Genomic DNA, 23,066 nt, shown 5'->3' on the forward strand with positions numbered 1-23,066 from the left:
ACCTCATCCTTCTATGGCTGTGATTTCACGACGGAAATATTCCTGCTCGACCTCTTCGGGCAGGCGTTCAAAGTTGCGGGCCGCGCGGTGGCCGGAATAGACGGCATCGGCGATCAGCCCCGGCGCGGCGGCGTCTCCAATCAGTTCGACATGGTACAGGTTGGAATGGCCACGCAGTTCGTCGTAAAGGCCGGTCACGCGATCCCGGCGCGTCACCAGCAGAGCCGTGCCGCATGCGATTTCGGTTTCCCGTCCGGTATAGACACAGGCCAGCCGGCAGGCGGATGCCTCGACACCGTTCAGCGCCTGCGCCGTCAGGATCGTCACTCCCCGCTCCAGCAGGCTTTTCTGCACGCGGCCCTGCTCCAGCGTCAGCCCGGTGAAGGGCGAGACCATGTTGGCAGTGGTGACGAACGTCACCTCGTGCCCCTGGTCCGCCAAGTGCGTGGCCAGCACCCCGGCGAGGTAGCCATGGTCATCGTCGTAGATCACCAGCGGACCCGGCCCGGGCCTGATACCGTCCATCACGTCATCCGGCGTCATCACCATGGCGTTGTCGGCGATGGCTATCCCGAACCGTGCCGTGCGCCCCTGCCCGTCCCGCCGCCAGCGGGCACCGGTGGCAAGGAACACGTTCGGCACACCCAGCTCTAGCACCTCTTCGCGGCCCAGCGGGCTGTCGGTGAAGATATCGACATTGCCACGCTGTTGCAGGTCACCCAGGCGGTAATCCATCACCCGCCCCCATGCGGCCAGCCCGTTCAGCCCGGCCTCGCGCCGCACCCGGCCGCCCAGCTCCTTCCCGGCCTCGGCCAGCGTCACGTGATAGCCGCGCCGGGCAAGCTGCATGGCGCATTCCAGCCCGGCCGGGCCCGCCCCCACCACCAGCGCCGCCTCTTCCCTGCCTTTCGCGCCGATTGTCTCGGGGTGCCAGCCGCGGCGCCACTCCTCGCCCATCGTCGGGTTCTGCGTGCAGCGGATCGGCACGCCCTGCGAATCCGCAGAGACACAGATATTGCAGCCGATGCATTCCCTGATCTGGTCGATCCGCCCCTCTTCGATCTTCTTCGGCAGGAATGGATCGGAGATCGACGGGCGCGCCGCGCCGATCATGTCGAGCACGCCCTTGCGCACCAGCGACGCCATCATGTCGGGCGATGTGAAGCGACCGACGCCCACCACCGGCTTGCTGGTGATCTGCTTCACGGCCTCGAGATATTTCGTCTGATAGCCATCTTCCGGCTGGAACCGCGTCGTCTGCGAGTCGTTTGGCCAGTCGGCGACGTTGACGTCCCACAGGTCCGGCAGTTCGGCCAGCAGTTCGACCACGCCACGCCCCTCTTCCTCGGCCTGCATCCCGTCGGGGCCCTGCATTTCGTCGATGGCAAACCGGAAGGCCACGCCGCACTTGCCCTCCGCCAGTTCCAGCGTGTCCTCGAGCAGTTCCCGCGTCAGGCGCACCCGGTTCTCGAGACTGCCGCCGTATTCATCCATCCGGTCATTATGCTGCGGCAACAGGAAGTGATGCGGGATCGTCATGTGATGGCCGGCATAGACATAAATGATGTCGAATCCCGCCTTCATCGCCCGGCGCGCCGCGTCGCGGTGCCAGCGGCGCAGGTTCCGGATGTCTTCCTTGTCCATCGCCCGCGCCTGTGGGGCGAAGCCCGCGTCGATGACCGTATCGCTCGGCGCAAGCGCCGGGGCACGGCTCAGCAGGTTGGGCGCGTGGCTGCCGTTATGGGCCAGTTCGATCCCGGCCAGCGAGCCGTGCGCGTGGATCGCATCTGTCATCAGCCGCAGGCCTGGAATGTCACGGTCATCCCAAAGCCGCCCCTCGGCAAAGGGCGACAGGTCGGACGTCGGATGGATCTCCGTTTCCTGGTTGCACACCACGGCCCAGCCACCCTCGGCCTTCATGCCACGCATCGCCGCTTCGGCCCGGGGCCTTTGGTAGCCCATGCCGTTGCAATGCGGCACCTGGTAGAACCGGTTGCGCGCGGTGACCGGCCCGATGCGGACCGGCTCGAACAGAATGTCATAAGGGGTCGCGCGGGGGGTCATGGGCGCCGTCATTCCTTGCCAGGGGTATCGTGAGGGGCGGCCATGCCGCCCCCGTCTTTCTACAGGATCAGAAGCCCGATTTGATACGCTCGAATTCCTGGAGCATCTTTGCCTCGAGCTCGGGCTCCACCGCGTCGAAGAACAGGCTGTTGTCGAACAGCGCCTTCGGATCATCAAAGCCGTAGGTCTTGATCAGCTCCTGGTCCGAGATCTCGAAAGCTTCCGAGTTGGAGTGCGGATAGCCCCAGCTCTCGATGATGTACTTGCCGCTGTCCGGCTGGGTCAGCGCGTTGAGCATGTCATACACCTGCTCCTCCGGCGCGTCGGCATTCGACAGGTGCACGTATCCGCAGACCCACGTGGCGATGCCCTTGCCTTCGCCGCGCATCATCTGGGCCGGCACCTCGTTCCAGATCAGGTTCAGCTCGGTCTGGTTCCACGCCCAGCCTGCCAGAACCTCGCCCGAAGCCAGCGCCTGGTCAAGCTGGCCGGCGTCGGACCAATAGAACCGCACGTTGGGATGCACGGCGCGAAGGTAATCCGAGGCCTTCTTGAACTCCTCGTCGCTCATGTTGGTGTAGTTGTCGGCCACTCCGGCGCCCAGCGCCGCCATCGCGTAGGCCGAGGAGGCCGCATCGGGGATCGCCACCTTGCCCTGGAACTCCGGCTTGGTCAGCGCCTGAAGCGAAATCTCGTCCTCCGACACCTCGTCGGTGCGGTAGATCAGGCCGGTATTGCCCCATTCGAACGGCACCATCCATGTCTCACCGTCAAAGGTGATCCCGTCGACCTCCTTGATCGTCGGCAGCATCGCCTCCCAGTTGTCGAGCTTCGAGGTGTCGATCGGCTGGATCAGGCCAGCCGCCGCCCATTTGCGCGTGGCGTCGGTGCAGGGGTGGGCGAGATCGGCCTCGAACCCCGATTGCAGCTTGGTGAACGCCTCTTCCTGGCTGCCGAAATAGGAATAGGTCGGCGCGCTGCCGTGCTTTTCGACATAGGCGCCGAAAAAGCCGGGGTCTTCGTAGCCCGACCAGTCGAATACCGTCAGGTCCGAGCCTTCGGCGTTGGCGATACCTGCCACAAGGCAGGCGGCGGCAGTTAGGGTAAGAGCCTTGTATGTCATGTCAAATTCTCCCTGGATCATTTTGCTTCTGGGTTGGTGTCGCTGCCAAGGTCGATGACCGAGGCATTTTGCACACCGATGAAAACCGCGTCGCCGCGGGCGAAATCGACGGTGTGGAAATGGTTGGGTACGGCGACCGCGAGCGTGCGCTCCACGCCCGGCGCGCGAACGTGGTAATGAACGCTCTCGCCGTAGAAGGCGACATTCTCGACCTCTGCCTTGAGCGTGGCGTCATAACCCGCCGGCGTCTCACGCGCGATCTCGAGCTGCTCGGGCCGGATGCCCAGCATCAGGTCGCGCCCCCGGCCCGTGACGTTGGGGTTGCGCTGGATGGTGAGGTTACCAAAGCCCGGCACATCGGCGCTGATCAATTCGCCGGATTGATCCGCACTCTTCGCCGGCAGGAAATTCATCCCCCCGATAAAGGCCGCAACCTCGCGATTGGCGGGCCTGGCATACAGCGTCGCGGGCGCATCCACCTGCTCCAGCCGGCCGTTGAACATCACCCCGATCCGGTCTGACATGGTCATCGCCTCGTACTGGTCGTGCGTGACCATCACGAAGGTGATGCCGATGGATTGCTGCAGGCGCCGCAGCTCGAGCTGCATCGCCTCGCGCAGGTTCTTGTCGAGGGCCGACAGCGGCTCGTCCAGCAGCAGCACCTTCGGCCGCATCACCAGCGCCCGCGCCAGCGCCACCCGCTGCCGCTGTCCGCCCGACAGCTGGTCGGCCTTGCGGCCCTGCAGCCCGCCCAGCTCGACCATCTCCAGCGCATCGGCGATCCGTGCCTTGCGGTCGGCGCGTGACAGGCCCTGCTTGACCAGCCCGAACCCCACGTTGTCGCCCACGTTGAGGTGCGGGAAGATGGCGTAGCTCTGGAACACCATGTTGGTCGGGCGCTTGTTGGCCGGGATATCCGCCATGTCCTGCCCGTCGATCCGCACGGTGCCCGCCGTCGGCTCCTGGAACCCCGCGATCATCCGCAAGGCGGTGGTCTTGCCGCAACCCGACGGCCCCAGCAGCGAAAAGAACTCCCCCTGCTTCAGGCTGAGGTCGAGGTCGGTCACCGCCTTGAAGGTTCCGAAGGTCTTTTCGACGCCGGAAAGCTCGATGATCGGTTGGTCGGTCATGTTTGATCTCCCCTCATGTCCGCTTGGCCGACCGGCGGCGGAAATATTCGGCGGTGATGAGCAGCAAGACGGAGAACGCCAGCAGGCACGACCCCAGGGCCAGCGTGTTGGGCAGCTTCGCCGGGAAGCGGATCTGGCTCCAGATGTAGACCGGCAGCGTGGGCTGATCCCCGGCCAGGAAGAAGGCGAGGATGAACTCGTCGAACGAGACCGTGAAGGTCACCAGCAGGCTCGACACGATCCCCGGTGCCACGATGGGCAGGGTCACCCGGCGGAAGGTGCCGATCACCGTCTCGCCCAGGTCATAGGCCGCCTCTTCCAGCGAGGGGTCGAACTCGTCGAAGGCCGACTTCATGATCGCCACGGCGAAGGGCACGGTCAGGAACGTATGCCCGAGGATCACCGCGGTCAGCGACGGCTTCAGCCCCACGGACAGGAACAGCACGAGGAAGGAAGACGCCACGATGATGCCCGGCACCACCAGCGGCAACATCACCAGTGCCTCCGACATCTCGCGCCCGGTAAAGCGATACCGCACGTAAGCCCGCGCCGCGAAGAGGCCCAGCGAGGTGGCCAGCACCGCGCTCACCCCGCCCACGATCACGCTGTTCAGCAGTGAGCGCAGAAGCGCCTCCTGCCCCGCCAGCTCGGCATACCACTTGAGCGTGAACCCCTTTATCGGAAAGGCGACGATCGTGCCCTCGTTGAACGAGAAGAGCGGCAGAAGCAGCACCGGCGTGTAGAGAAACACGAGGTAGAAAACCGCGTAGGCCGAAAGGCCGGGGAAGGATCGCAGAAGGCGGCTCATCTGATCCTCCGTGCCAAAAGGTTCGACAGCAGCACGAAGCAGCCCGCCACCAGCCCCACCGCCAGCATCGCCATCAGCGAGAGCGTCGCACCCAGCGGCCAGTTGTTGGCCGCTCCGAACTGCACCTGGATCAGGTTCGCGATCATCTTGCCATCCGACCCGCCGACCAGCGCGGGCGTCACGTAGTCGCCCACCGTGGGGATGAAGATGATCAGGCAGGCGGCGATGATGCCGGGCACAGTCAGCGGAAGGGTCACGCGCACGAACCGCTCCAGCTTGGAACAACCCAGATCGGTCGCCGCTTCCAGCAGGCTCCGGTCGATCTTCTGAAGCGAGACGTAGATCGGCATGATCGCAAACGGCGCCCACGCATGGGCCAGCGTCAGCACCACGGCGACCTCGTTATACAGCAGGAAGGTCAGCGGCTCTTCGATCAGACCAACCGTCATCAACGCGCTGTTCAGCACGCCGTTGAAGCCGAGGATGAGTTTCCACGAGAAGACCCGCAGCAGGTAGCTTGTCCAGAACGGGATGGTGATCAGCAGCAGCCAGAGCGTCTTGTGCCGGGTGCGGAAGGCGATGAAATACGCAATCGGATAGGCCAGCGCCACGGTCGCCGCCGTGACGAGCCCGGCGATCCAGACCGAGCGGATCAGCAGGTGCCGCACCAGCGGGTCTTCGACCGCGAGGCGATAGTTCTCCCACGTGAAGGTGCGGTCGATGCTGACATAGGTCTGCGTCCAGAAGCTGTAGACGACGAGGATGCCCAGCGGCGCGGCCACCAGAAGTCCGACATACAGCGTCGCCGGCGCGCTGAGCGCCATCCCCTGCGAAGCCTCCGACCTGAGCGTGATCATGGTTCCCCGACATACCAGCTTGTAAAATGGACGATCGTCCATTTAAATTGCTGGTATTATGTGATCCTGTCAATAGACTCGGTTAAAGCCGCTTGACCCGAGCGCGCGTAGACCGGAAAAATGTTAAGGGAAACGGGGGTTTGTTTTGCCCGACAGTTCGGACAGCAGCACGGACGACTCGACTGGCCGACGGGCACAGCTGCGCGAAAGGAATCGGCTTGCCTTGATCGAGGCGACCCTGGATTGCGTGGCCGAGATCGGCTACGCGCGCACCTCGGTCAGCACGATCATCGACAAGGCCGGCCTGTCGCGCGGGATGATCCACCTGCATTTCAACGGCAAGGACGGGCTGATGGACGCCGCCGTTCAGCATGCCAGCGACCTCTACTACCAGAACCTCTACAAGCTGCTCGACAAGGTCCGCCCGTCGGCCTGGCCACAGGAGCAGATCGAGGCGGTGATCCGCTCCGACCTGAGCGAGACGATCCTGAACCGGTATACCGTCCGTATCTGGTACGGCTTCCGCGGCGAGGCGCGCGAGCGCAAGTCGATCCGGACCTTCAGCGACACCCGCGACGTCCGCCTGCGCGGGCTGATGTTCGAGGCCTTCACGACAATTGCAGTGGCCTCCGGCGTGGATGACCCGGAACAGACGGCCCGCGATGCCACCCATGGCACGCTGGCCTTTCTCGAGGGAATGTGGGCCGACTACCTCATTCACCCGGATGCCTTCGACCGGAGCGAGGCCTGCCGCATCATCTTCCGCTTCCTGTCGGCCCTCTTCCCCGACCATTTCGACCTTGCCGGCGCCAAGCCGGACGGGGCCTGAGCGTCAGAAGCGCGAGCCTTCGGTGTTGCCGAACCATGCGTCGGGATAGGGATACCACCAGTCCTGGACCTTCGGCTTCCAGTCGATCACGCCCATCTTGCTTTGCCGGAAGGCATCGAGCCCAAGCCGCGACAGCTCGCGGCCCAGCCCGGAGTTCTTCCACCCGCCGAAGGGCAACGCATCGTTGTCGATGAGCGGATTGTTGACCCAGACCATCCCGGCCTCGAGCCGCTCATAGGCCTCCATCGCCTCCTCGAGGCTGGTGGTGAAGAGGCTGGCGCCAAGGCCGAACTCGCTGTCATTGGCGCGTTCCAGCGCCTCTTCGAAGCTCTTCACCCGGCAGATGGCGGCCACCGGGCCGAACAGCTCTTCCCGCATGATATCCATATCCGGCGTGACGTTGGTCAGCACCGTGGGCTCGTAGAACCAGCCGGTATTGCGCCCCGGCGGCACCCGCCCTCCGCAGATCAGCGTCGCCCCGTCGGCCACTGCCCCGTCGACCAGCCGCACGACCTTGTCGCGCGCCGCCTCGGTCACCAGCGGGCCGACCTCAGACACCTCCATGCCGTTGCCGACACGCAGCTTGCGCGCCATGTCGGCCAGGCCCTCAACGAACTGGACATGTACCGCGTCATGCACGTAGAACCGCTCGGTCGAGGTGCAGATTTGCCCTGACAGGTGGAACGCCGCCGTGGTCGCCCCGGCCACCGCCACGTCGAGCGGCGCATGGGACGAGACGATCATCGGGTCGCTCCCGCCCGCCTCGATGATGCAGGGCTTGAGCTGTTCGGCACAGGCCACGTTGACCTTCTTCGCCGTCGCGACACTCCCTGTGAAGGCCACGACGTCGCTCTGCTTCGACCGGATCAGCGCCTGCGCCGTCTCGCCCCCGCCGGTGATGCAGGACACGAGCCCGGCGGGCAGGTGGCGGAAATTCTCCATGAATTTCAGCGTGGAAAGCGATGTCAGCTCCGACGGCTTGACCACGCAGGCATTGCCCGAGGCGAGCGAGGCCGCCACCGTCCAGCACATCAGCAGGATGGGGAAGTTGTAGGGCACGATGTGGACGCTGACGCCATACGGGAAATACCGCGCGAACTGGAACGAGCCCGCCTGCGTGGTGCCAGGGAGCATGCCACCGGAATCCCGCGCCATCTCGGCGAAGTAGCGGAAGCAGCCGCCAACGTTCGCGATCTCGCCCGTGGCCTCGGGGTAGGGCTTGCCCTGCTCCAGCACCATCAGCCGCGCCGCCTCTTCATGGTTGGCCGCGATGCTGTCGGCGACCTTGTGCAGGTAGCCTGCACGGGTCAGCTCGTCCATCGCGCCCCATGCCTCCTGCGCCTCGCGGGCCCGGCGCAGGATATCCTCGGCTTCCTCCGGCGTGCCCATGGCAATGGCGCCTTCGCGGGCCAGCGTGGCGGGGTTGATCACGTCATGCATGCTGCCCCCCTGCCCGGCCGGGTGATAGTCGTTACCAAAGAAGAACTGGCGCCCAAACGGGTCGAAATCGGTCATCGTCATCCTTTCGGACTGTCGGGTCAGCGGATCATGTAGACCTTGCGCACGGTCTCGTGCACGCGGCAGGTGCCTTTCCAGTCCTGCTCGAAAAACGCCACGGTGCCGGGGGTGATCTCGATCACCTCGCCATCGTCGCGGGTATAGGTCGCGCGGCCCTGCAGGAAGTGGCAGAACTCGTCACGCGTGACGTGACAGTCCCAGTAGCCTGGCGTGCAGATCCAGATGCCGCATTCGCTTTGCCCCTCGGGGCCCTTGTGCAACAGCACGCCCGAGGTGTGGGAATGCCCCTCGATCATCGTGGGGATCTCACCCCAGTCGACGGTATCGGTGATCTCTTCGGGGTTCTGTAGTTTCGGTGTGGTCAAACTCGTCGCTCCTTGATGGGCGCCGGGCGCGACATGGTGCGCCCGGCCCGGCCCGTTTCAGCCGTAGGTTTTCTCAAGCAGATCGCCCAGGTACTTGGCGGCCACCTTCGGCCCGCCATTGCCCTGCATGTGCTTGCTGGTCGCCTCGCAACGCGCCTTCACCTCGGCATCGTTGAGGCACTTCTCGATATTCGCGGCGAACTCCTCGTCGGTCCAGTTCATCCGGTGCATCTTGAAGCCATGGCCGGTTTCCTGCACCCGCGTCGCATTGTCGTGCCCGTCCCAGACATAGGGCATGATGATCGCCGGCTTGCCGAAATAGAGGCACTCGGTGAAGCTGTTGTTGCCGCCGTGATGCACCACCGCATCGACCAGCGGGATGACCGAAGGCTGGGGATACCAGCTTGCGACATGCACGTTCTTGGGCATCGTAGCCTTGTCGTACTCGGCCTCGTACTCGCCCACGTTGACCAGCGCGCGATAGGGCTGCTTACCGAGGAAATCGATGATCTTCTTGATCTGGTCGGTATCCCCCGCGCCAAGGCTGCCGAACGAGACGTAGAGCAGCGGCTTGTCGTTGTATTCGCCGAAATCCGGCACGTCATAGGGTTTCTCGGTCCGCACGCAGCCTTCGAGATACTTGAAGCGGTCCGGGTCGAGCGGCTTTTCACGGTCGAACTTCACCGGCGCGGGATAGAGCAGCAGGTTAAGGTAAGGGCTCTCCTCGAAGAACTCGCCGGTCGGGTACGGGTCTTCGCCGCAGGTCTTGAGGAATGCGTTGAAGTCGTCATGCACCGGCTTGATGACCTCGTTGAACTTCTTGTTGAACGCCTCGTGACAGGCGGTGTCGTTCTCGCCGCAGCCGGACAGGTGGGGCGGAATGGCCGGGTCCGGGATCTCGTTTTCCGAGCAGGAGATGATGCGCACCCACGGCACGCCATACTGCTTGGTGGCGGGGTAAAGCACCACGTTGTCGATGCAGATCAGGTCCGGCTTGATCTCCTTCAGGATGCCCGGAAGCTCCTTCTCGGCCCATTTCGAGGTATCGACGATCGCCTCCCAGCATTCCTTCACGTAGTTGTCGATCTGCTCATACGGCGTGAGGTTGAAGTTGGGGATGTGGCCGTTGATGAAATCCGACCAGTATTTCGCCATCTGCTCGGGCGGCATGGGCTCGGACATGTTCACGTGGTGCTCTTCGAAGCCATAGTCGGCAAAGACGCCGGTAAAGCCCGGGTCGGTGACGAACACACAGCGATGGCCCATGTCGCGGCAGGCCTGCGCAATGCCCACCGAGTTGAGCGCCGGGCCGAAGGCGGCCTCGGGGAAGAAGACGATGGTTTTCTGGTCTGTCATGGAATGACCTCCTCTGTCGTGTTGGTTTTATGTCTTGCTGTCGTCGGGCAGGATCAGGGCGTTCTGCGTTTGCCAGCCGACCTGGACGGTGTCGCCCACCTTGAAATCCGCCGCGCCTTCGGCCGCGGCGGATAGGCGGGAAATCAGGACCTGACCGGCGTCGCCCACGGCGATGTGCAGGCCGATATCCTGCCCGTGATAGGCGATGTCGGTCAGGGTGCCGTCGAGCACGTTGTCGTGGATCAGCCGTTCCGCCGAGGACGGTGCCACGGTCAGGCGCTCGGGGCGCACGGCCAGGCAGGCGCGGTCGCCCGTGCGGGTATCACCGTTCGAGCGGCCGGTGAGAACGCCAAGGCCCTGCACGACCACGCCCTCGACGCTCACCTCGCCGTCGAGGAAGTTCATCACGCCGATGAAATCCGCCACGAAGCGGCTGTTGGGGTGCTCGTACAACTCGGCGGGGCTGGCGCATTGCTTCACCTCCCCGTCGCGCATCAGGGCGATGCGGTCGGCCATCACCAGCGCCTCTTCCTGGTCGTGGGTGACGACGACGAAGGTGATGCCCACCTCGTGCTGAAGGCGCTTCAGCTCCAGCTGCATATGCTCGCGCAGCTTCTTGTCGAGCGCTGCCAGCGGTTCGTCGAGCAACAGGACGCGCGGCTCTTTCACAAGCGCACGGGCCAGCGCGACGCGTTGTCTTTGCCCGCCCGACAGCTGGTCGGGCTTGCGGCTGGCATACTCGGTCAGTTGCGTCGTCTCGAGGATACGGTCGACCCGCGATTTCAACTCGCTGCCGCGCACGCCTTCCATCTCCAGCCCGTAGGACACGTTCGCCCGCACGCTCATATGCGGGAAGAGCGCGAAGGACTGGAACATCAGGTTGATCGGCCGCCGGTTGGGGCGCAGCGGGGCGATATCCTTGCCGTCGAGCAGGATACGCCCCTCGTTCAGCGACTCGAACCCGGCGATCATCCGCAGAAGCGTGGTCTTGCCACAGCCCGACGGACCGAGCAGCGCGAAGAACTCGTTCTCCTTCAGGTTCAGCGAGATATCGTTCACGGCGGTGATCGCGCCGAAACGCTTGGTGATGTTCTCCAGCCGGATCACCGTTGCGGCGTCTGCGCCGGTCTCGGTCAGCATGGTGGCGCCATCCGTGCTCATTGACTGATCGCTTTCCTGTCGATGCGCTGCGAGATGAAGACGAGCGTGAAGCTGACCAGCATCACGATGGTCGCCATCGCGTTGATTTCGGGGGTCACGCCGAAGCGGATCATCGAATAGATCTGCATCGGCAAGGTGGTCGAGCCCTGCCCGGCCCCGGCGGTGAAATAGGCGATGATGAACTCGTCGACCGACAGGGTGAAGGCCAGCAGCCCGCCGGCCAGCACGCCCGGGAAGATCGCCGGCAGGGTCACCCGTCGGAACGTGGTCACCTCGCCCGCGCCGAGGTCGATGCTGGCCTCGACGATCGAGAAGTCGAAATTCCGCAGCCTTGTGCGCACCACGGCGCAGACGAAGGCGATGTTGAAGACCACGTGGCTCATGATGATCGAGTGCAGGCCGAGGGTGAAGTTGAGCGCCGTGAAGAAGGACAGGAGCGCGATGGCCAGCACGATGTCGGGGATGATCATCGGCGCGAACAGAAGCGCTTCCATCGTGTTGTTCCGCCGTTGCCGCCGCTCGACGCCAAAGGCCAGCAGCGTGCCCAGAAGCGTGGCGAGGATGGTCGAGACCACCGCCACGATCACCGTATTCAGCGCCGCCCGCAGCACCGCGTCGTTCTGCGCCAGTTCACCATACCATTTGAGCGAGACGCCGCCCCATGCCGTCGGCAGGCCGAGATCGTTGAACGACAGCGCCATGAGCACGAGGATCGGCACGTAAAGGAACGTGTAGACCAGCCACAGGTGCCCGCCGAGGAACAGCTTCGCGGGGTCGCGGCGGCGGGGGATGCGGGCGCTCATCGGGTGCCCTCCGCCGAGCGGTTGACGGCGACGGCCTGTGCAAACAGCAGGCACATCATCACCCCGATCAGGATCAGCGACAGGGCCGAGCCGAAGGGCCAGTCGCGCGCCTCGAGGAACTGGTCATAGATCAGGTTGCCGACCATCTGCACGCGGCCCCCGCCCAGCAGGTCCGGCGTGATGAAATTGCCGATGGACAGCACGAAGACGAAGACAGCCCCCGCCGCGATACCCGGCAGGGTCAGTGGCAGGATCACCCGCAGGAAGGTCTTGTAGGACGGCGCGCCGAGGTCTTCCGACGCCTCGGCGATCTCGGGGTTCAGGCGGCTGATCGAGGAATAGATCGCAAGGATCACGAAGGGCACGTAGTTGTAGACCAGCCCGGTCACCACCGATGCCTCGTTGTAGAGGAGCGGCAGCGCCTCGCCCACGAGGCCGAAATCCAGGAGCGCCCGGTTGATTAGCCCCTCGCGGTTCAGCATCACGATCCAGGCATAGGTGCGGATCAGGTAGTTGCTCCAGAACGGCAGCATGACGAGGAACAGGTAGACCGGCTGGCGCTGTGCCGGGGCGCGGGCGATGGCATAGGCCGCCGGGTAGGCGATCAGCAGCGCGATCAGCGTGGCCAGCCCCGCGATCTTGGCCGACTTCAAAAGGATCGCGAGGTAGAGCGGGTCGAAGGCCCGGTCGAAATTCTCGAAGGTGAAGTCGTAGACGATACCGCCATACACGCCCCGCTCGAAGAACGAGTAGAGAAAGACCAGCAGGCAGGGCACGACCATGAAGAAGGTCAGCCATGCCAGCCCCGGCCCCACGAACAGGAAGGTTCGCAATCTCTGGTACACGTATCCTTGGCCTTTCTCGGGCAGGCGGCTTCATGTACGCCGCCCCGTCAGACGGGGCGGCGTGGCAGACGACCTCGAGGAGATGCACGGGCCGTCATGCGTTGCAGATGGCTTACTGGGCCGACATCACTTCCGTCTTGAGACGGCTGTAATCCTTCTGGGCGTTGCCCACGTCGCGCAGCATCTCGTATTCGAGCATCGCGGCGGGTTCCATGCCGAGGTTCGGATAGGTCTCGACCATCGAGGCATCCAGCGCTTCCATCGAGGCCTTGTTCGGCACCTTGTAGAGGATGTTCTCGACCACCCATTTATGGGTGTCGGCCCCGAGGATGTAATTGATGAACTCGTGCGCCGCTTCCTTGTTCTCGGAGCTTTCCATCACCACCATCGTGTCGACCCAGAGGTCGGTGCCCTCGGAGGGGATGGTGTACTTGATGTCGGCATTCTCGGCGATGCCGTAGTTGCACCAGCCGTCCCATGCGTGCACAAGGCTCGCCTCGCCAGAGACCAGCTTGGAATAGAAGGTGGTGTCGTCATAGGCCAGCAGGTCTTCCTTGGCCGAGACCAGAAGATCCTTCACCTCGGTCAGCTTCTCCTCCTCGGTGACGTTGACCGAATAGCCCTTGGCCAGCGCCGCGGCGCCGATCATCCAGCGGTCGGTCGACAGCATCGTGACCTTGCCTGCCAGGTCGTCGGAAGGGTCGAGCAGGTCCATCCAGCTATCCGGCTCTTCCGACACCAGGTCGGAGCGGTAGCAGAGGCCGGTCGTGCCCCAGGCATAGGGCATCGAGAAGGTCAGCCCCTCGTCATAGGACAACTCGCGCGCCTCGGGGTAGAGGTTCTCCATGTTGGGAAGCATCGAGTGGTCGAGCTTGGCCGCGATGCCCAGCTTGTCGAGCGCTTCGGCAAAGGGCGAGGAGACGAAGATCACGTCGTAGCCCTTCCCGCCCGAGGCGGTGACCTTGCCCATGATCTCCTCGTTGGTGGCGTGGTTGGCCACGTCGATCGAGATCCCGGTCTCGGCCTCGAACTGTTCCGCCATGTCGGCGGGCATGTAGCCGTCCCAGTTGGAAATCACGAGCGTCTGCGCCGCCGCCGGGCCAAGGCCCAGCGCCAGCACCGCGGCGGGCGCGCCGGCCAGCAGTTTCTTGGCAAATGCCGTCTTTTTCATTGGTCCATTTCTCCCTGTGGTCGTTTCTTTTCGTCCCGGGCCCGGCCCGCGCCAATGGCGCGAAACGGCCCTGTCCCGCCTGTTGTTTCGTTCCGGAAATGCGCTCCGAATCCGCGGGTATAGACAAAATTGTATTTTTTTCTAAATTAGTACGTCAATGAAAATCGACTCAAGCCTGGGCCCGCGGCCCGGCTGCGGGGCGGGACATGGTGAAAATCTCGGCGGATTGAGGATGGAACGGCGACGCAAAAGCCATACCGAACTGGCCCGGCGCATCGTCGAGCTCCTTCGCGTCGAGGGCGCGGAGCCCGGCACCAAGGTGGCCGAACAGCGCCTCGCCGACAGTTTCGGCGTGTCGCGCACGCCGATCCGGGCAGCTTTACGATTGCTTACCGAGACGGGGATTCTGAGCTATGCGCCCCGGCAGGGCTATTCGCTGGCCCGCCCGCTCGATACCGCCAGCGCCGATGCGCCCGGATTGCCGGCCTCGGAAGAGGATCAACTGTTCCAGGCCATCCTGCGCGACCGTTTCGCCAACCGGCTGGGCGACACGCTATCGGTCAATGACCTGATGCAGCGTTACGGCACCGCGCGCACCACCGTGATGCACGTGGTAGCCCGGATGAGCGAGGACGGGTTGCTCGAACGCGGGCACGGGCAGCACTGGCGCTTCGGCCCGGCACCGGATTCGCTGTCAGCGATGGAGGAAAGCGCGCGGTTCCGCGAGTTGATCGAACCCGCCGCGCTGCGCGAGCCGGGGTTCGTGCCGGATGCCGCACTTTTCTCGGATATCCGCCGCCGCCACCAGGCTTTGCTGACCGATGATATCCTGCAGACCGAGATGCGCGCCTGGATCGATGCGGGGGCAGATTTCCACGACGCGCTTGCGGCCTGCTGTGCCAATCGCTTCCTGGCCCGCGCGATCCGCCAGCAAACCCGGCTGCGGCGGCTCTCCACCTATCATATCGGGGCCAACCGCCGCCGGATGCGCGACGCGTTCCACGAACACCTCGCCATTCTCGACGCGGTCGAGGCCGGTGACGGCGAGCGCGCCGCCGACCTCATGCTGGTCCATGTCCGCGCCGCCCAGAACCAGCGGCCGCGCGTGTCGAACCGGGGCGTCCCGCCCATCGCCCGGCCGATCCGGCGCTAATGCAATTGACCTCGCCTTCGCGGGTCTGACAGATGGGGCCGTTGACCGACCCCGCCGATAACAGGACGGCCCGCCCGTGACGCGCAAGACCATCGCCTTCTTTCCCGAAGCCTCGTTCGGGGCCGCGCTCAACTGCGTGGGCATCGCGCAGGCGCTGCGCGAGCGCGGTCACGAAGCGGTTTTCCTGTGTGACCCGGGCTTCGCCGGAGTGTTCGAGAATTATGGCTTCGCCGAGCATCCCGTACCGATGGCGCCCGACATGTCGGACGAGGAGCTGGAGAAATTCTGGTCGGGTTTCATCACCCGCCACCTGCCGCATTTCCGGCTGAGCCCCGAGGACCAGTTGCCGACCTACGTGCGCGATTGCTGGGAGGCGATCGTGGACAGCGCCGAGATTGCGGAAGCGCCGTTGCAGGCCGCGATAGGCCGGATCGACCCGGATGCCATCGTCGTCGACAACGTGATCGGCTTTCCGGCGCTGATGCAGGCCGGGGTGCCCTGGGTGCGCATGGTCTCCTGCGCCGAGACGGAGATACCGGATGCGCAGGTGCCGCCGGTGATGTCGGGACTGGGGGCAGAGGATGTGGCCAGTTTCCCCGCCTTCCGGGCGCGGTATGAGGAGGCGTTGGGGCCGGTGCATGCGCGGTACAACAGTTTCCGCGACAGCCGCGGCCTGCCAGCCTTGCCGCCGGGGGAATTCATGGAAAGCTCGCCCGATCTCAACCTGTTGCTCTATGCCGCACCGCTCCGCTTCGACCGCGCCGAGCACCTCTCTCCGCCGCGCTTCCACTACCTCGAAGGCTGCGTGCGCGAGGAGGACCCGTTCGAGATGCCCGACATCCCGGCGGCCACGAACACACCGGTCGTATACGTCTCCTTCGGCAGCCTCGGCGCCGCCGACGTGGCCCTGTTCGAACGCATGATCCGGCTGTTCGCCGACCTGCCCTATCGCTTCCTGATCAACGTCGGCGGCTACAAGGATTCCTTCCGCGACGTGCCCGACAACGTGCATCTCGACTACTGGTATCCCCAGCCCAGCGTGATCGAAAAGACCGACCTGGTGATCCATCACGGCGGCAACAACTCGGTGCACGAAGCGCTCTATTTCGGCAAGCCATCGATCGTCATGCCCTATTGCTGGGACGGGCACGACAATGCCCGGCGGCTGCATGATACCGGGTTGGGCGTGCATCTCGACCGGTATGCGTGGCGCGATCAGGAGATGATGGACGCTCTGGCCGGGCTGACCTCGGACAAGGGGATGAAGACACGGCTAGGCGACATTTCCGCCGACATGATCGCGGCCGACGGGCGGCGGCAGGCGGCGGAGCTGATCCTGAACGTGGCGCGGTAGCGGGTCAGAGGCCCAGCACCAGCTTACCGCCCTTGGCCCGCGAACAGCAGGTCATGATCCGCTCGCCCTTGGCCCGTTCGGCCTTGGTCAGCACCCTGTCGCGGTGGTCGACCTCGCCCTCGACAACCCTTGCCTCGCAGGTGCCGCAAAGTCCCTCGCCGCATTCCATCGGGATGTCGATGCCGGTCGATTTGAGGACATCGTACAGGGTTCGGTCTGCCGGCACCTCGACGGTGAGATCGGAGTCGCGCAACTCCACCGTGAAGGCATGTTCCTTCGCCGGGTCGAGGCCGGAGGCGCCGGTGCTGAAATACTCGAAATGCAGCGCGCCCTCGGGCCAGTCTTCCGCCATATCCTGCAGCGCGTCGAGCATCCGTTCCGGCCCGCAGCAATAGACCTGCGTGCCGGGGGTCATGTCGGCCACGGCCTCGGCGAGGTCGAGCCGGGTGCCTTCGTCGGCCACGTGCAACCGCACGGCCGCCTCGTGATCCCGCAGCACGCGGCTCACCAATGCCATCGCTCCCCGCGACCGCCCGCAGTAATGCAGCACGTAAGGCAAACCCCGCGCCTTCAGCCGGTCGGCCATGGCGAGGATCGGGGTGATGCCGATGCCGCCCGCAATCAGCACGTAGCGCTCCGCCGTCTCGTCGAGGCGGAAGTGGTTCTTGGGCCCGGCGATGGACAGCGTGTCGCCGGGTTTCAGCGTGTCGTGCAGGTGTTTCGAACCGCCCTGCCCCTCTTCCTCGCGCAGGATCGAAATCTCCAGCGTGCCGGGCCTGTCGGACGGGCCGCAAAGCGAGTATTTCCGCCGCACGTCGCCCGCCACCACGTCGATATGCGACCCCGGCGACCAGCGCGGCAGGTCGCGGCCGGACAGGTCGGCCAGCACGAAGCGCTTCACGCCCTCCGCCTCCTCGACGATCTCCTGCACCCGTACCCGCCGCAGGATATCGTCGCGCACCGGGGCGCCGATGGGGAAGACCACCCCGCCCTCGCGCACCGAGGGATCCCGCCGTTCCGGGTTCTGCGCCGGGTCCCATTCCACGTGGATATGGCGCGGCCCGCGGAAGGAAATGTTCGGCAGGTTCTCGAACCGCTGCCCCTCGGCCAGCCGCATATGGGGCAGGCGCCGGGTGAACTCCTCGAGGAAGACGCGCATCTCCATCCGCGCGATGTTCTTGCCCATGCATTGATGCGCGCCGTAGCCGAAGGACATGTGTTCGGCCGCGTTGTCGCGGTAGATGTCGACCTCATCGGGGTTCTCCCAATGGGCGGCATCCTGGTTGGCGCTGGCCTGCACGATGAAAAGCTTGCCGCCCTTGGGGATGGTCACGCCACCCACCTGCGCCTCGTCCGTCGCCACCCGCCGCCACGCCACGATCGAGCCGCCCATGCGCAGGCATTCCTCGACCGCGCTGGGGATGAGCGCGGGGTTTTCGCAGATCTCGTCCCACGCGTTTCGGTTGTTCAGCAGGATCCAGAAGGCGTTCGCGGTGGCGTTCGACGTGGTCTCGTGCGCCGCCGCCAGAATGGCCATCATCATCGACCGCATGTAGCTTTCGGTCACGATATCCGGGTGCTTCCTGTGCTCGCGCACCGTGTCGTACATCCAGCCCTCGCCGGTCGGGTCGGCGATCATCGTGTCGAGGATCTCGTTCGCGGTCTGCCAGAACTGGCCCACGTTCTCGACGATTTCGAGCTGTTCCTCGGGCGTGGGGCGGCCCCAGGTGTTGAGCGTGTGGGCCACGGCGAAGCGGCGGAGTTTCTCCACGCCCTCCTCGGGCACGCCGAGGAAATGGAGCGCCACGGCCAGGGGGATTTCGTAGAAGATATCCTTCACCAGGTCGGCATGACCCCGGTCGATGAACCGGTCGAGATACTCCCGCGTCAATGCCCGCACCATCGGCTCGTGCTTTTCCAGCTTCTCGGGGATGAAGGCATCCATCAGGAGACGCCGCCGTTCCATGTGCTGGGGCTCGTCCTCGTTTACCATGGTGCGTTCGAGCTTGTAGTTGTAGCGCTCCAGCACCTTCGCCGCCTCGGGCGTCAGCGGCGTGACCTTTTCCAGCGCGTTGGCGGGGGAAAACAGGATGTTGTCGCGGAAGACGGCCTTCACATCCTCGTATTTCGCCACCACCCAGTAGCCCAGTTGCGGGCTGTAGAAGACCGGCTCCTGTGCCCGGGCCCAGCGCAGTGCCTCGGCGGGGTCGAGCTGGTAGTCGCCCTCGAACGGGGTGAAGGCCGCCGCGCGCTCGGAGACCGGGCAGCCGGTGGGCGAGACCATGCCGCTGGGGGCGCCGGACATGGCCGGGCAGCCGGTTTGAGGGGCGGGGCGCGTCTTGGCGGTCGTCATCGGGGGCCAACCTTTCAGATGCACGGTAGCGATGTGCCTTTGTGCAACCGAAGTGGTACTTCGCCCAAAATGTAACCGTCAAGAACGGGGTCAGGTGCCGGTGGGGTTATCCACGTCGCGGCCCAGCTCGGCGAGGTCGGAATAGCGGTCGCCGATGCGGTGATGCGGCCGCCCCCCGGTGGCAGCACCCAGCGCCACGACCACCTCGTCATCGGCAGGCGCGTCGTAGATCGAGAACTGCACCGTCAGGTAATGCGAGCGGCGGCCGGTGTCGTGCTTGTCCATCAGCGGGATCTGGATCTGCGTGTTCGCGGGGCCGCGCGTGTTGGTGAAGCCGAGATAGCTTTTTGCGCCCACCGCCTCGCGGTAGAAATTGCCGTAATGCAGCGTGTGGATCAGGGCCGAGGCATGTTCCCACTCGCAATCGGTGCCCGCGATGCAGGCCTTGCCATAGGCCTCGATCGCCTCGCCCGAACCCGCCAGCGCGATCAGCCGGTCAGTCAGCAGCTTGCCCAGCGGCGGGGCGATGCGGCGGATTTCCGGCTTGAGATCCTCGACATAGCCCTGCCCGGCCCAGGGGTTTTTCACCACCGCCGCCACGCCGATCAGGCGCAGCACGGGGTCGGCCGGGCGGCCGCCCTCGGTGTGGATATCCTCATCGAAGGTGACGACTTTTCTGAGTTCGGGGATCATGTCGGGGGCTCCATTCATTGGGTCAGGACGCGGTCGAGAAAGGCGCGCACGGGGGCGTTGACGGCGTCGGGGTCTTCGGCCAGCGCCATGTGGCGCAGGCCGGGCAGGACAAGCGCCTCGCCGCCCTTGATCTCGGCGGCGATGGCGCGGGTCATGGCGGGGCCGTTGCCGAAATCCTCGTCTGCGGTGAGGACCAGTGCGGGCAGGCTCAGCCGAGGCTCGGGCGCGGCGATCTCGGTGACGCCCTTCGCGAGCACGCTGTAAATGGCGGGATAGACGGCCTTGTCGTTCGACGTGACCCAGCCGCGCACCAGGGCCATCATTTCCGGGTTCTGCACGCGGAAATCGTCGGTGAACCACCGCCCCAGCGCGGCGTCGACAGTGGCCTCGGGCCCTTCCTGTTCGGCCTGAATGACGCGGGCCTCGATGGCCGCCTGTGCATCGGGGGAACGCAGGTGCTGGGAGTGCAGGATCACCAGCGCGCGACAGCGGTCGGGATGGTCCATCGCGAAGCGGCGGGCAACCATGCCGCCCAGCGAGAAGCCGATGAGGGCGGCGCTGTCGGCCTCGCAGGCGTCCAGCACACCCTGCAATTGCCGCGAGAAGAGCGGCAGCGACGGCACCCCGGGCGGCGGCGCGCTGTCGCCGTGGCCGTATAGGTCATAGGCGATGATGTCGTATCGGTCCTCCAGCGCCGGGATCATCCATTGCCAGACCGCCCGGTTCAGGCCGAATCCGTGAACCAGCACGATCGTCGGCCCGCCCCGTGTCCCATGGCGTTCCCAGGCTGTCCCGTCCGGCAAATTCGGCATGCGTTCCTCCGTTTCGGTCAGGCTATGCCGCGATTGCCGGTGGCCACTCGGCAATTTTCGCCACCCGGTGTCGATTATTCGCATATCGCTGCCGTGCATCGCCCAACAATGGGAATCGACACAAGCACAGGGGACGACTCATGGCCGATATCCGCAGCTACCAGATGCTCATCGACGGGGAATGGGTGAACGCCTCCGACGGGGGCATGTTCGACAGCACGAACCCGGCGACGGGCGCGGTCTGGTCGCGGGTGCCCGAGGCGACGGAGGCCGATGTCGACCGCGCCGTGCGGGCGGCGCACGAGGCGTTCCTGAAAGGGCCGTGGTCGAAGATGACGCCCACGCAACGGGGCAAATGCCTGCGCAAACTGGCGGAATTTCTGGCCGACCGGTCGGAGGAGCTGGGCCGGACCGAGACGATCGACACCGGAAAGATGCTCAAGGAAACCAAGTGGCAGGCGACGTATATCGCAGAGTTCTTCCATTTCTTTGCGGGTTGTGCCGACAAGATCAGCGGCGAGACGCTGCCCATCGACAAGCCCGACCTGTTCGTCTTCACCAAGCGCGAGCCTCTTGGGGTGGTGGCGGCGGTGGTGCCGTGGAACTCGCAATTGTTCCTCGTGGCGGTGAAGATCGGGCCGGCGCTGGCCGCCGGCAATACCGTGGTGCTGAAAGCCTCGGAACATGCCTCGGCCGCCATGCTCGAATTCGGCAAGCTGATTGAGGAGGCCGGGTTTCCGCCCGGCGTGGTCAACATCGTCACCGGTCATGGCGAGCCCTGCGGCCGGGCGCTGACCGGGCACAAGCTGGTGGCGCGGGTCAGCTTTACGGGGGGCCCGGGCGCGGCGCGGCATGTGCTTGAAAACACGAAGAACAATTTCGCCGAGTTGAGCCTGGAGCTGGGCGGCAAATCGCCCTTCATCGTCTTCGAGGACGCCAATATCGAAAGCGCTGTCAACGCCTCGATTGCCGGGATTTTCGGAGCGACGGGGCAGAGCTGTGTGGCGGGGTCGCGGCTCTACCTGCACGAGGACATCGCAGACGAATTCCTTGACCGGATGATCGCGCAGGCCAAGGAGATCAGGATCGGCGACCCGCTGGCCGACGAGACCCAGATGGGCCCGCTTTGCACCACCGGACAGCGCGACCGGATCGAGAGCGAGCTGGCCTTCGCGGTCGAGGAAGGCGCGAAAGTCTTAACAGGTGGTAAACGGCCGGACGGATTCGACGGGCTCTATTTCGAGCCCACCATCGTTTCCTGCCCCAGCCAGAGCCTGCGGATCGTCGACACCGAGCTGTTCGGCCCGGTCCTGTGCGTGCAGACCTTCCGGACCGAGGAGGAGGTCGTCGCGCTTGCCAACGACACAGAGCACGGGCTGGCCGCCGGGATCTTCACCCGCGACAGTGCCCGCTCGCTGCGCATGGCCGACGCCGTGCGCGCCGGGATCGTCTGGGTCAACACGTATCGCGTCGTCTCTCCCATAGCCGAGTTCGGTGGGATCAAGGGGTCGGGCTATGGCCGGGAAAGCGGGTTCCAGGCGATGTACGATTATACACGGCCCAAGACCGTGTGGATGAACACGTCGGATGCGCCGATGGCCAACCCGTTCGTGATGCGCTGAGGGGAGGCACGGCGATGAAGTTTCAACTGGCGATCAACCTCGAGCGGATGAACGACAGCGCGGACATGCGCGCGGTGCGCGACCACACGCTCGAGATGGTGCAGATGGCCGAACAGGGCGGGTTCGACATCGTCTGGGCCGCCGAGCACCACGCTCTGGAGATGACCATAGCGCCGAACCCTTTCCAGATCCTTACCTGGTGGGCCGAGCATACGGATAAAATCCGCCTTGGCACCGCCGTGGCCACGGCCGCCTACTGGCACCCGATCGGGCTGGCGGGCGAGGCGGCGTTTCTCGACCTGATCAGCAACGGGCGGCTGGAATTCGGCATCGGCTCGGGCGCGTATCAGCGCGAATTCGACCGGATGCAGCCGGGCCTCAAGCAGTCGGATGCGTGGCAGCACATGCAGGAGATGCTGCCCGCCGTCCGCGCGCTGTGGCAGGGCGATTATGCCCATGACGGGGAATTCTGGAAATTCCCCGCCTCCACCTCCTGCCCCAAGCCGTTGCAGACGGAGGTGCCTGTCTGGGTCGCCGCGCGCTCGCCCATCACCTACGACTACGCGATGCGCGAAAAGTGCCATATCCTGTGCTGGCCGCTGACCCGGCCCTTCGCGGAGGCCGAGCTTTACAAACAGCGGCTCGACGAGGCGATCGCCAAGGCCGATAACGGCTTCCGCCCGACCTTCGCCCTGATGCGCCACGCCGCCGTTTACGACACCGACGCCGACCGGCAGAAGGCGCTGGATGCGATCCGGCTGGTGCTGGGGCAGTTCGAGAACCTGTTCCGCAACGCGGGCGACGTGGTGAACGGCTTCCCGAAACAGATCCCGCTGGAGGAGCTGGCGGGGCGGGAGCAATACGACCCGGCGATGCTGGAGGAAAACCTGCTCTTCGGTTCGCCCGATACCGTGATCGAGAAACTGAAACGCTACGAGGCCTTGGGCGTCGACGCCTTTGTCTACTACGCCTCGATGGGGCTGGATCTCGATGCGCAGAAACGCTCGATGAAGCTTTTCTGCGACGAGGTCATGCCGGCCTTCAACTAG

At 64.9% G+C, this 23,066-nt stretch carries 20 protein-coding genes; 5 read left to right on the forward strand and 15 right to left on the reverse strand.

All coding sequences use genetic code 11. The annotated features are described in order from the left end of the window. Window positions 1-3: 3 nt before the first annotated feature. From QUV18_RS23090 to QUV18_RS23110, 5 genes are all read right to left on the reverse strand, one after another. A complete protein-coding gene (locus QUV18_RS23090) occupies window positions 4-2,064 on the reverse strand; it encodes an FAD-dependent oxidoreductase (RefSeq protein ID WP_300896523.1) in 2,061 nt (686 codons plus the stop codon). A 67-nt stretch (window positions 2,065-2,131) separates the two neighbouring features. Continuing rightward, complete coding sequence (locus tag QUV18_RS23095) at window positions 2,132-3,187, reverse strand: extracellular solute-binding protein (protein ID WP_300896524.1); 1,056 nt, start codon at window positions 3,185-3,187, stop codon at window positions 2,132-2,134. 17 nt (window positions 3,188-3,204) lie between these two features. Then, window positions 3,205-4,317, reverse strand: coding sequence for an ABC transporter ATP-binding protein (locus QUV18_RS23100; protein WP_300896525.1), 1,113 nt, complete (start codon window positions 4,315-4,317; stop codon window positions 3,205-3,207). A 13-nt stretch (window positions 4,318-4,330) separates the two neighbouring features. After that, on the reverse strand, window positions 4,331-5,125 hold the full coding sequence (locus QUV18_RS23105) for an ABC transporter permease (RefSeq protein WP_300896526.1): 795 nt from the start codon (window positions 5,123-5,125) through the stop codon (window positions 4,331-4,333). Continuing rightward, the gene (locus QUV18_RS23110; protein WP_300896527.1) at window positions 5,122-5,982 is read right to left on the reverse strand and encodes an ABC transporter permease; all 861 of its coding nucleotides are present in this window, start codon (window positions 5,980-5,982) and stop codon (window positions 5,122-5,124) included. Before QUV18_RS23110 ends, QUV18_RS23105 begins: the two co-directional genes overlap by 4 nt. A gap of 223 nt (window positions 5,983-6,205) precedes the next feature. On the opposite strand from QUV18_RS23110, the gene QUV18_RS23115 reads away from it, so the two are divergent. Then, a complete protein-coding gene (locus QUV18_RS23115) occupies window positions 6,206-6,811 on the forward strand; it encodes a TetR family transcriptional regulator C-terminal domain-containing protein (RefSeq protein WP_300896528.1) in 606 nt (201 codons plus the stop codon). A gap of 3 nt (window positions 6,812-6,814) precedes the next feature. On the opposite strand, the gene QUV18_RS23120 is transcribed toward QUV18_RS23115, so the two are convergent. From QUV18_RS23120 to QUV18_RS23150, 7 genes are all read right to left on the reverse strand, one after another. Beyond that, complete coding sequence (locus tag QUV18_RS23120) at window positions 6,815-8,326, reverse strand: aldehyde dehydrogenase family protein (protein ID WP_300896529.1); 1,512 nt, start codon at window positions 8,324-8,326, stop codon at window positions 6,815-6,817. Between the two features lie 23 nt (window positions 8,327-8,349). Then, window positions 8,350-8,694: a cupin domain-containing protein gene (locus tag QUV18_RS23125; protein ID WP_057820759.1), complete on the reverse strand. Its 345-nt coding sequence runs from the start codon at window positions 8,692-8,694 to the stop codon at window positions 8,350-8,352. 57 nt (window positions 8,695-8,751) lie between these two features. Beyond that, window positions 8,752-10,050 carry a glycosyltransferase gene (locus tag QUV18_RS23130; protein WP_300896530.1) on the reverse strand — a complete coding sequence of 433 codons (1,299 nt, stop codon included), beginning with the start codon at window positions 10,048-10,050 and terminating at the stop codon, window positions 8,752-8,754. A 27-nt stretch (window positions 10,051-10,077) separates the two neighbouring features. Then, window positions 10,078-11,211 carry an ABC transporter ATP-binding protein gene (locus tag QUV18_RS23135; RefSeq protein WP_300896531.1) on the reverse strand — a complete coding sequence of 378 codons (1,134 nt, stop codon included), beginning with the start codon at window positions 11,209-11,211 and terminating at the stop codon, window positions 10,078-10,080. Beyond that, window positions 11,208-12,014: an ABC transporter permease gene (locus QUV18_RS23140; protein WP_300896532.1), complete on the reverse strand. Its 807-nt coding sequence runs from the start codon at window positions 12,012-12,014 to the stop codon at window positions 11,208-11,210. Before QUV18_RS23140 ends, QUV18_RS23135 begins: the two co-directional genes overlap by 4 nt. Continuing rightward, entirely contained in the window at window positions 12,011-12,859 is an 849-nt protein-coding gene (locus QUV18_RS23145; RefSeq protein WP_201259214.1) for an ABC transporter permease, read from the reverse strand. Before QUV18_RS23145 ends, QUV18_RS23140 begins: the two co-directional genes overlap by 4 nt. A 112-nt stretch (window positions 12,860-12,971) precedes the next feature. After that, a complete protein-coding gene (locus QUV18_RS23150) occupies window positions 12,972-14,030 on the reverse strand; it encodes a spermidine/putrescine ABC transporter substrate-binding protein (RefSeq protein WP_300896533.1) in 1,059 nt (352 codons plus the stop codon). Between the two features lie 232 nt (window positions 14,031-14,262). Here QUV18_RS23150 and QUV18_RS23155 point away from each other — a divergent pair, with 232 nt between their 5' ends. Together QUV18_RS23155 and QUV18_RS23160 are read left to right on the forward strand one after the other, a co-directional pair. Next, a complete protein-coding gene (locus QUV18_RS23155) occupies window positions 14,263-15,183 on the forward strand; it encodes a GntR family transcriptional regulator (protein ID WP_300896534.1) in 921 nt (306 codons plus the stop codon). Window positions 15,184-15,259: 76 nt separating this feature from the next. After that, a complete protein-coding gene (locus QUV18_RS23160) occupies window positions 15,260-16,537 on the forward strand; it encodes a glycosyltransferase (protein WP_300896535.1) in 1,278 nt (425 codons plus the stop codon). 4 nt (window positions 16,538-16,541) lie between these two features. On the opposite strand, the gene QUV18_RS23165 is transcribed toward QUV18_RS23160, so the two are convergent. The 3 genes from QUV18_RS23165 to QUV18_RS23175 all read right to left on the reverse strand — a co-directional run bounded on the left by QUV18_RS23165 (window position 16,542) and on the right by QUV18_RS23175 (window position 20,395). Next, window positions 16,542-18,890 (reverse strand): cytochrome P450/oxidoreductase, encoded by a 2,349-nt coding sequence (locus tag QUV18_RS23165; RefSeq protein WP_300896536.1) that lies wholly within the window; start codon window positions 18,888-18,890, stop codon window positions 16,542-16,544. Between the two features lie 90 nt (window positions 18,891-18,980). Then, on the reverse strand, window positions 18,981-19,583 hold the full coding sequence (locus QUV18_RS23170) for an amino acid synthesis family protein (protein ID WP_300896537.1): 603 nt from the start codon (window positions 19,581-19,583) through the stop codon (window positions 18,981-18,983). Between the two features lie 14 nt (window positions 19,584-19,597). After that, on the reverse strand, window positions 19,598-20,395 hold the full coding sequence (locus tag QUV18_RS23175) for an alpha/beta hydrolase (RefSeq protein WP_300896538.1): 798 nt from the start codon (window positions 20,393-20,395) through the stop codon (window positions 19,598-19,600). Between the two features lie 140 nt (window positions 20,396-20,535). Between QUV18_RS23175 and QUV18_RS23180 the strand changes: the two genes are divergently transcribed. Both QUV18_RS23180 and QUV18_RS23185 read left to right on the forward strand, forming a co-directional pair. Beyond that, complete coding sequence (locus tag QUV18_RS23180; RefSeq protein WP_300896539.1) at window positions 20,536-22,017, forward strand: aldehyde dehydrogenase; 1,482 nt, start codon at window positions 20,536-20,538, stop codon at window positions 22,015-22,017. A 14-nt stretch (window positions 22,018-22,031) separates the two neighbouring features. Then, a complete protein-coding gene (locus QUV18_RS23185) occupies window positions 22,032-23,066 on the forward strand; it encodes an LLM class flavin-dependent oxidoreductase (protein ID WP_300896540.1) in 1,035 nt (344 codons plus the stop codon).

The sequence above is a fragment of the Roseovarius sp. genome (assembly GCF_030373445.1).
Lineage (GTDB): Bacteria > Pseudomonadota > Alphaproteobacteria > Rhodobacterales > Rhodobacteraceae > Roseovarius.

Coding starts and splice junctions, on each gene's coding strand:
- QUV18_RS23090 (WP_300896523.1), bottom strand. CDS start 2,064: ATGACCCCCCGCGCGACCCCTTATGACATTCTGTTCGAGCCGGTCCGC.
- QUV18_RS23095 (WP_300896524.1), bottom strand. CDS start 3,187: ATGACATACAAGGCTCTTACCCTAACTGCCGCCGCCTGCCTTGTGGCA.
- QUV18_RS23100 (WP_300896525.1), bottom strand. CDS start 4,317: ATGACCGACCAACCGATCATCGAGCTTTCCGGCGTCGAAAAGACCTTC.
- QUV18_RS23105 (WP_300896526.1), bottom strand. CDS start 5,125: ATGAGCCGCCTTCTGCGATCCTTCCCCGGCCTTTCGGCCTACGCGGTT.
- QUV18_RS23110 (WP_300896527.1), bottom strand. CDS start 5,982: ATGATCACGCTCAGGTCGGAGGCTTCGCAGGGGATGGCGCTCAGCGCG.
- QUV18_RS23120 (WP_300896529.1), bottom strand. CDS start 8,326: ATGACCGATTTCGACCCGTTTGGGCGCCAGTTCTTCTTTGGTAACGAC.
- QUV18_RS23130 (WP_300896530.1), bottom strand. CDS start 10,050: ATGACAGACCAGAAAACCATCGTCTTCTTCCCCGAGGCCGCCTTCGGC.
- QUV18_RS23135 (WP_300896531.1), bottom strand. CDS start 11,211: ATGAGCACGGATGGCGCCACCATGCTGACCGAGACCGGCGCAGACGCC.
- QUV18_RS23140 (WP_300896532.1), bottom strand. CDS start 12,014: ATGAGCGCCCGCATCCCCCGCCGCCGCGACCCCGCGAAGCTGTTCCTC.
- QUV18_RS23150 (WP_300896533.1), bottom strand. CDS start 14,030: ATGAAAAAGACGGCATTTGCCAAGAAACTGCTGGCCGGCGCGCCCGCC.
- QUV18_RS23155 (WP_300896534.1), top strand. CDS start 14,263: ATGGAACGGCGACGCAAAAGCCATACCGAACTGGCCCGGCGCATCGTC.
- QUV18_RS23165 (WP_300896536.1), bottom strand. CDS start 18,890: ATGACGACCGCCAAGACGCGCCCCGCCCCTCAAACCGGCTGCCCGGCC.
- QUV18_RS23170 (WP_300896537.1), bottom strand. CDS start 19,583: ATGATCCCCGAACTCAGAAAAGTCGTCACCTTCGATGAGGATATCCAC.
- QUV18_RS23175 (WP_300896538.1), bottom strand. CDS start 20,395: ATGCCGAATTTGCCGGACGGGACAGCCTGGGAACGCCATGGGACACGG.
- QUV18_RS23180 (WP_300896539.1), top strand. CDS start 20,536: ATGGCCGATATCCGCAGCTACCAGATGCTCATCGACGGGGAATGGGTG.
- QUV18_RS23185 (WP_300896540.1), top strand. CDS start 22,032: ATGAAGTTTCAACTGGCGATCAACCTCGAGCGGATGAACGACAGCGCG.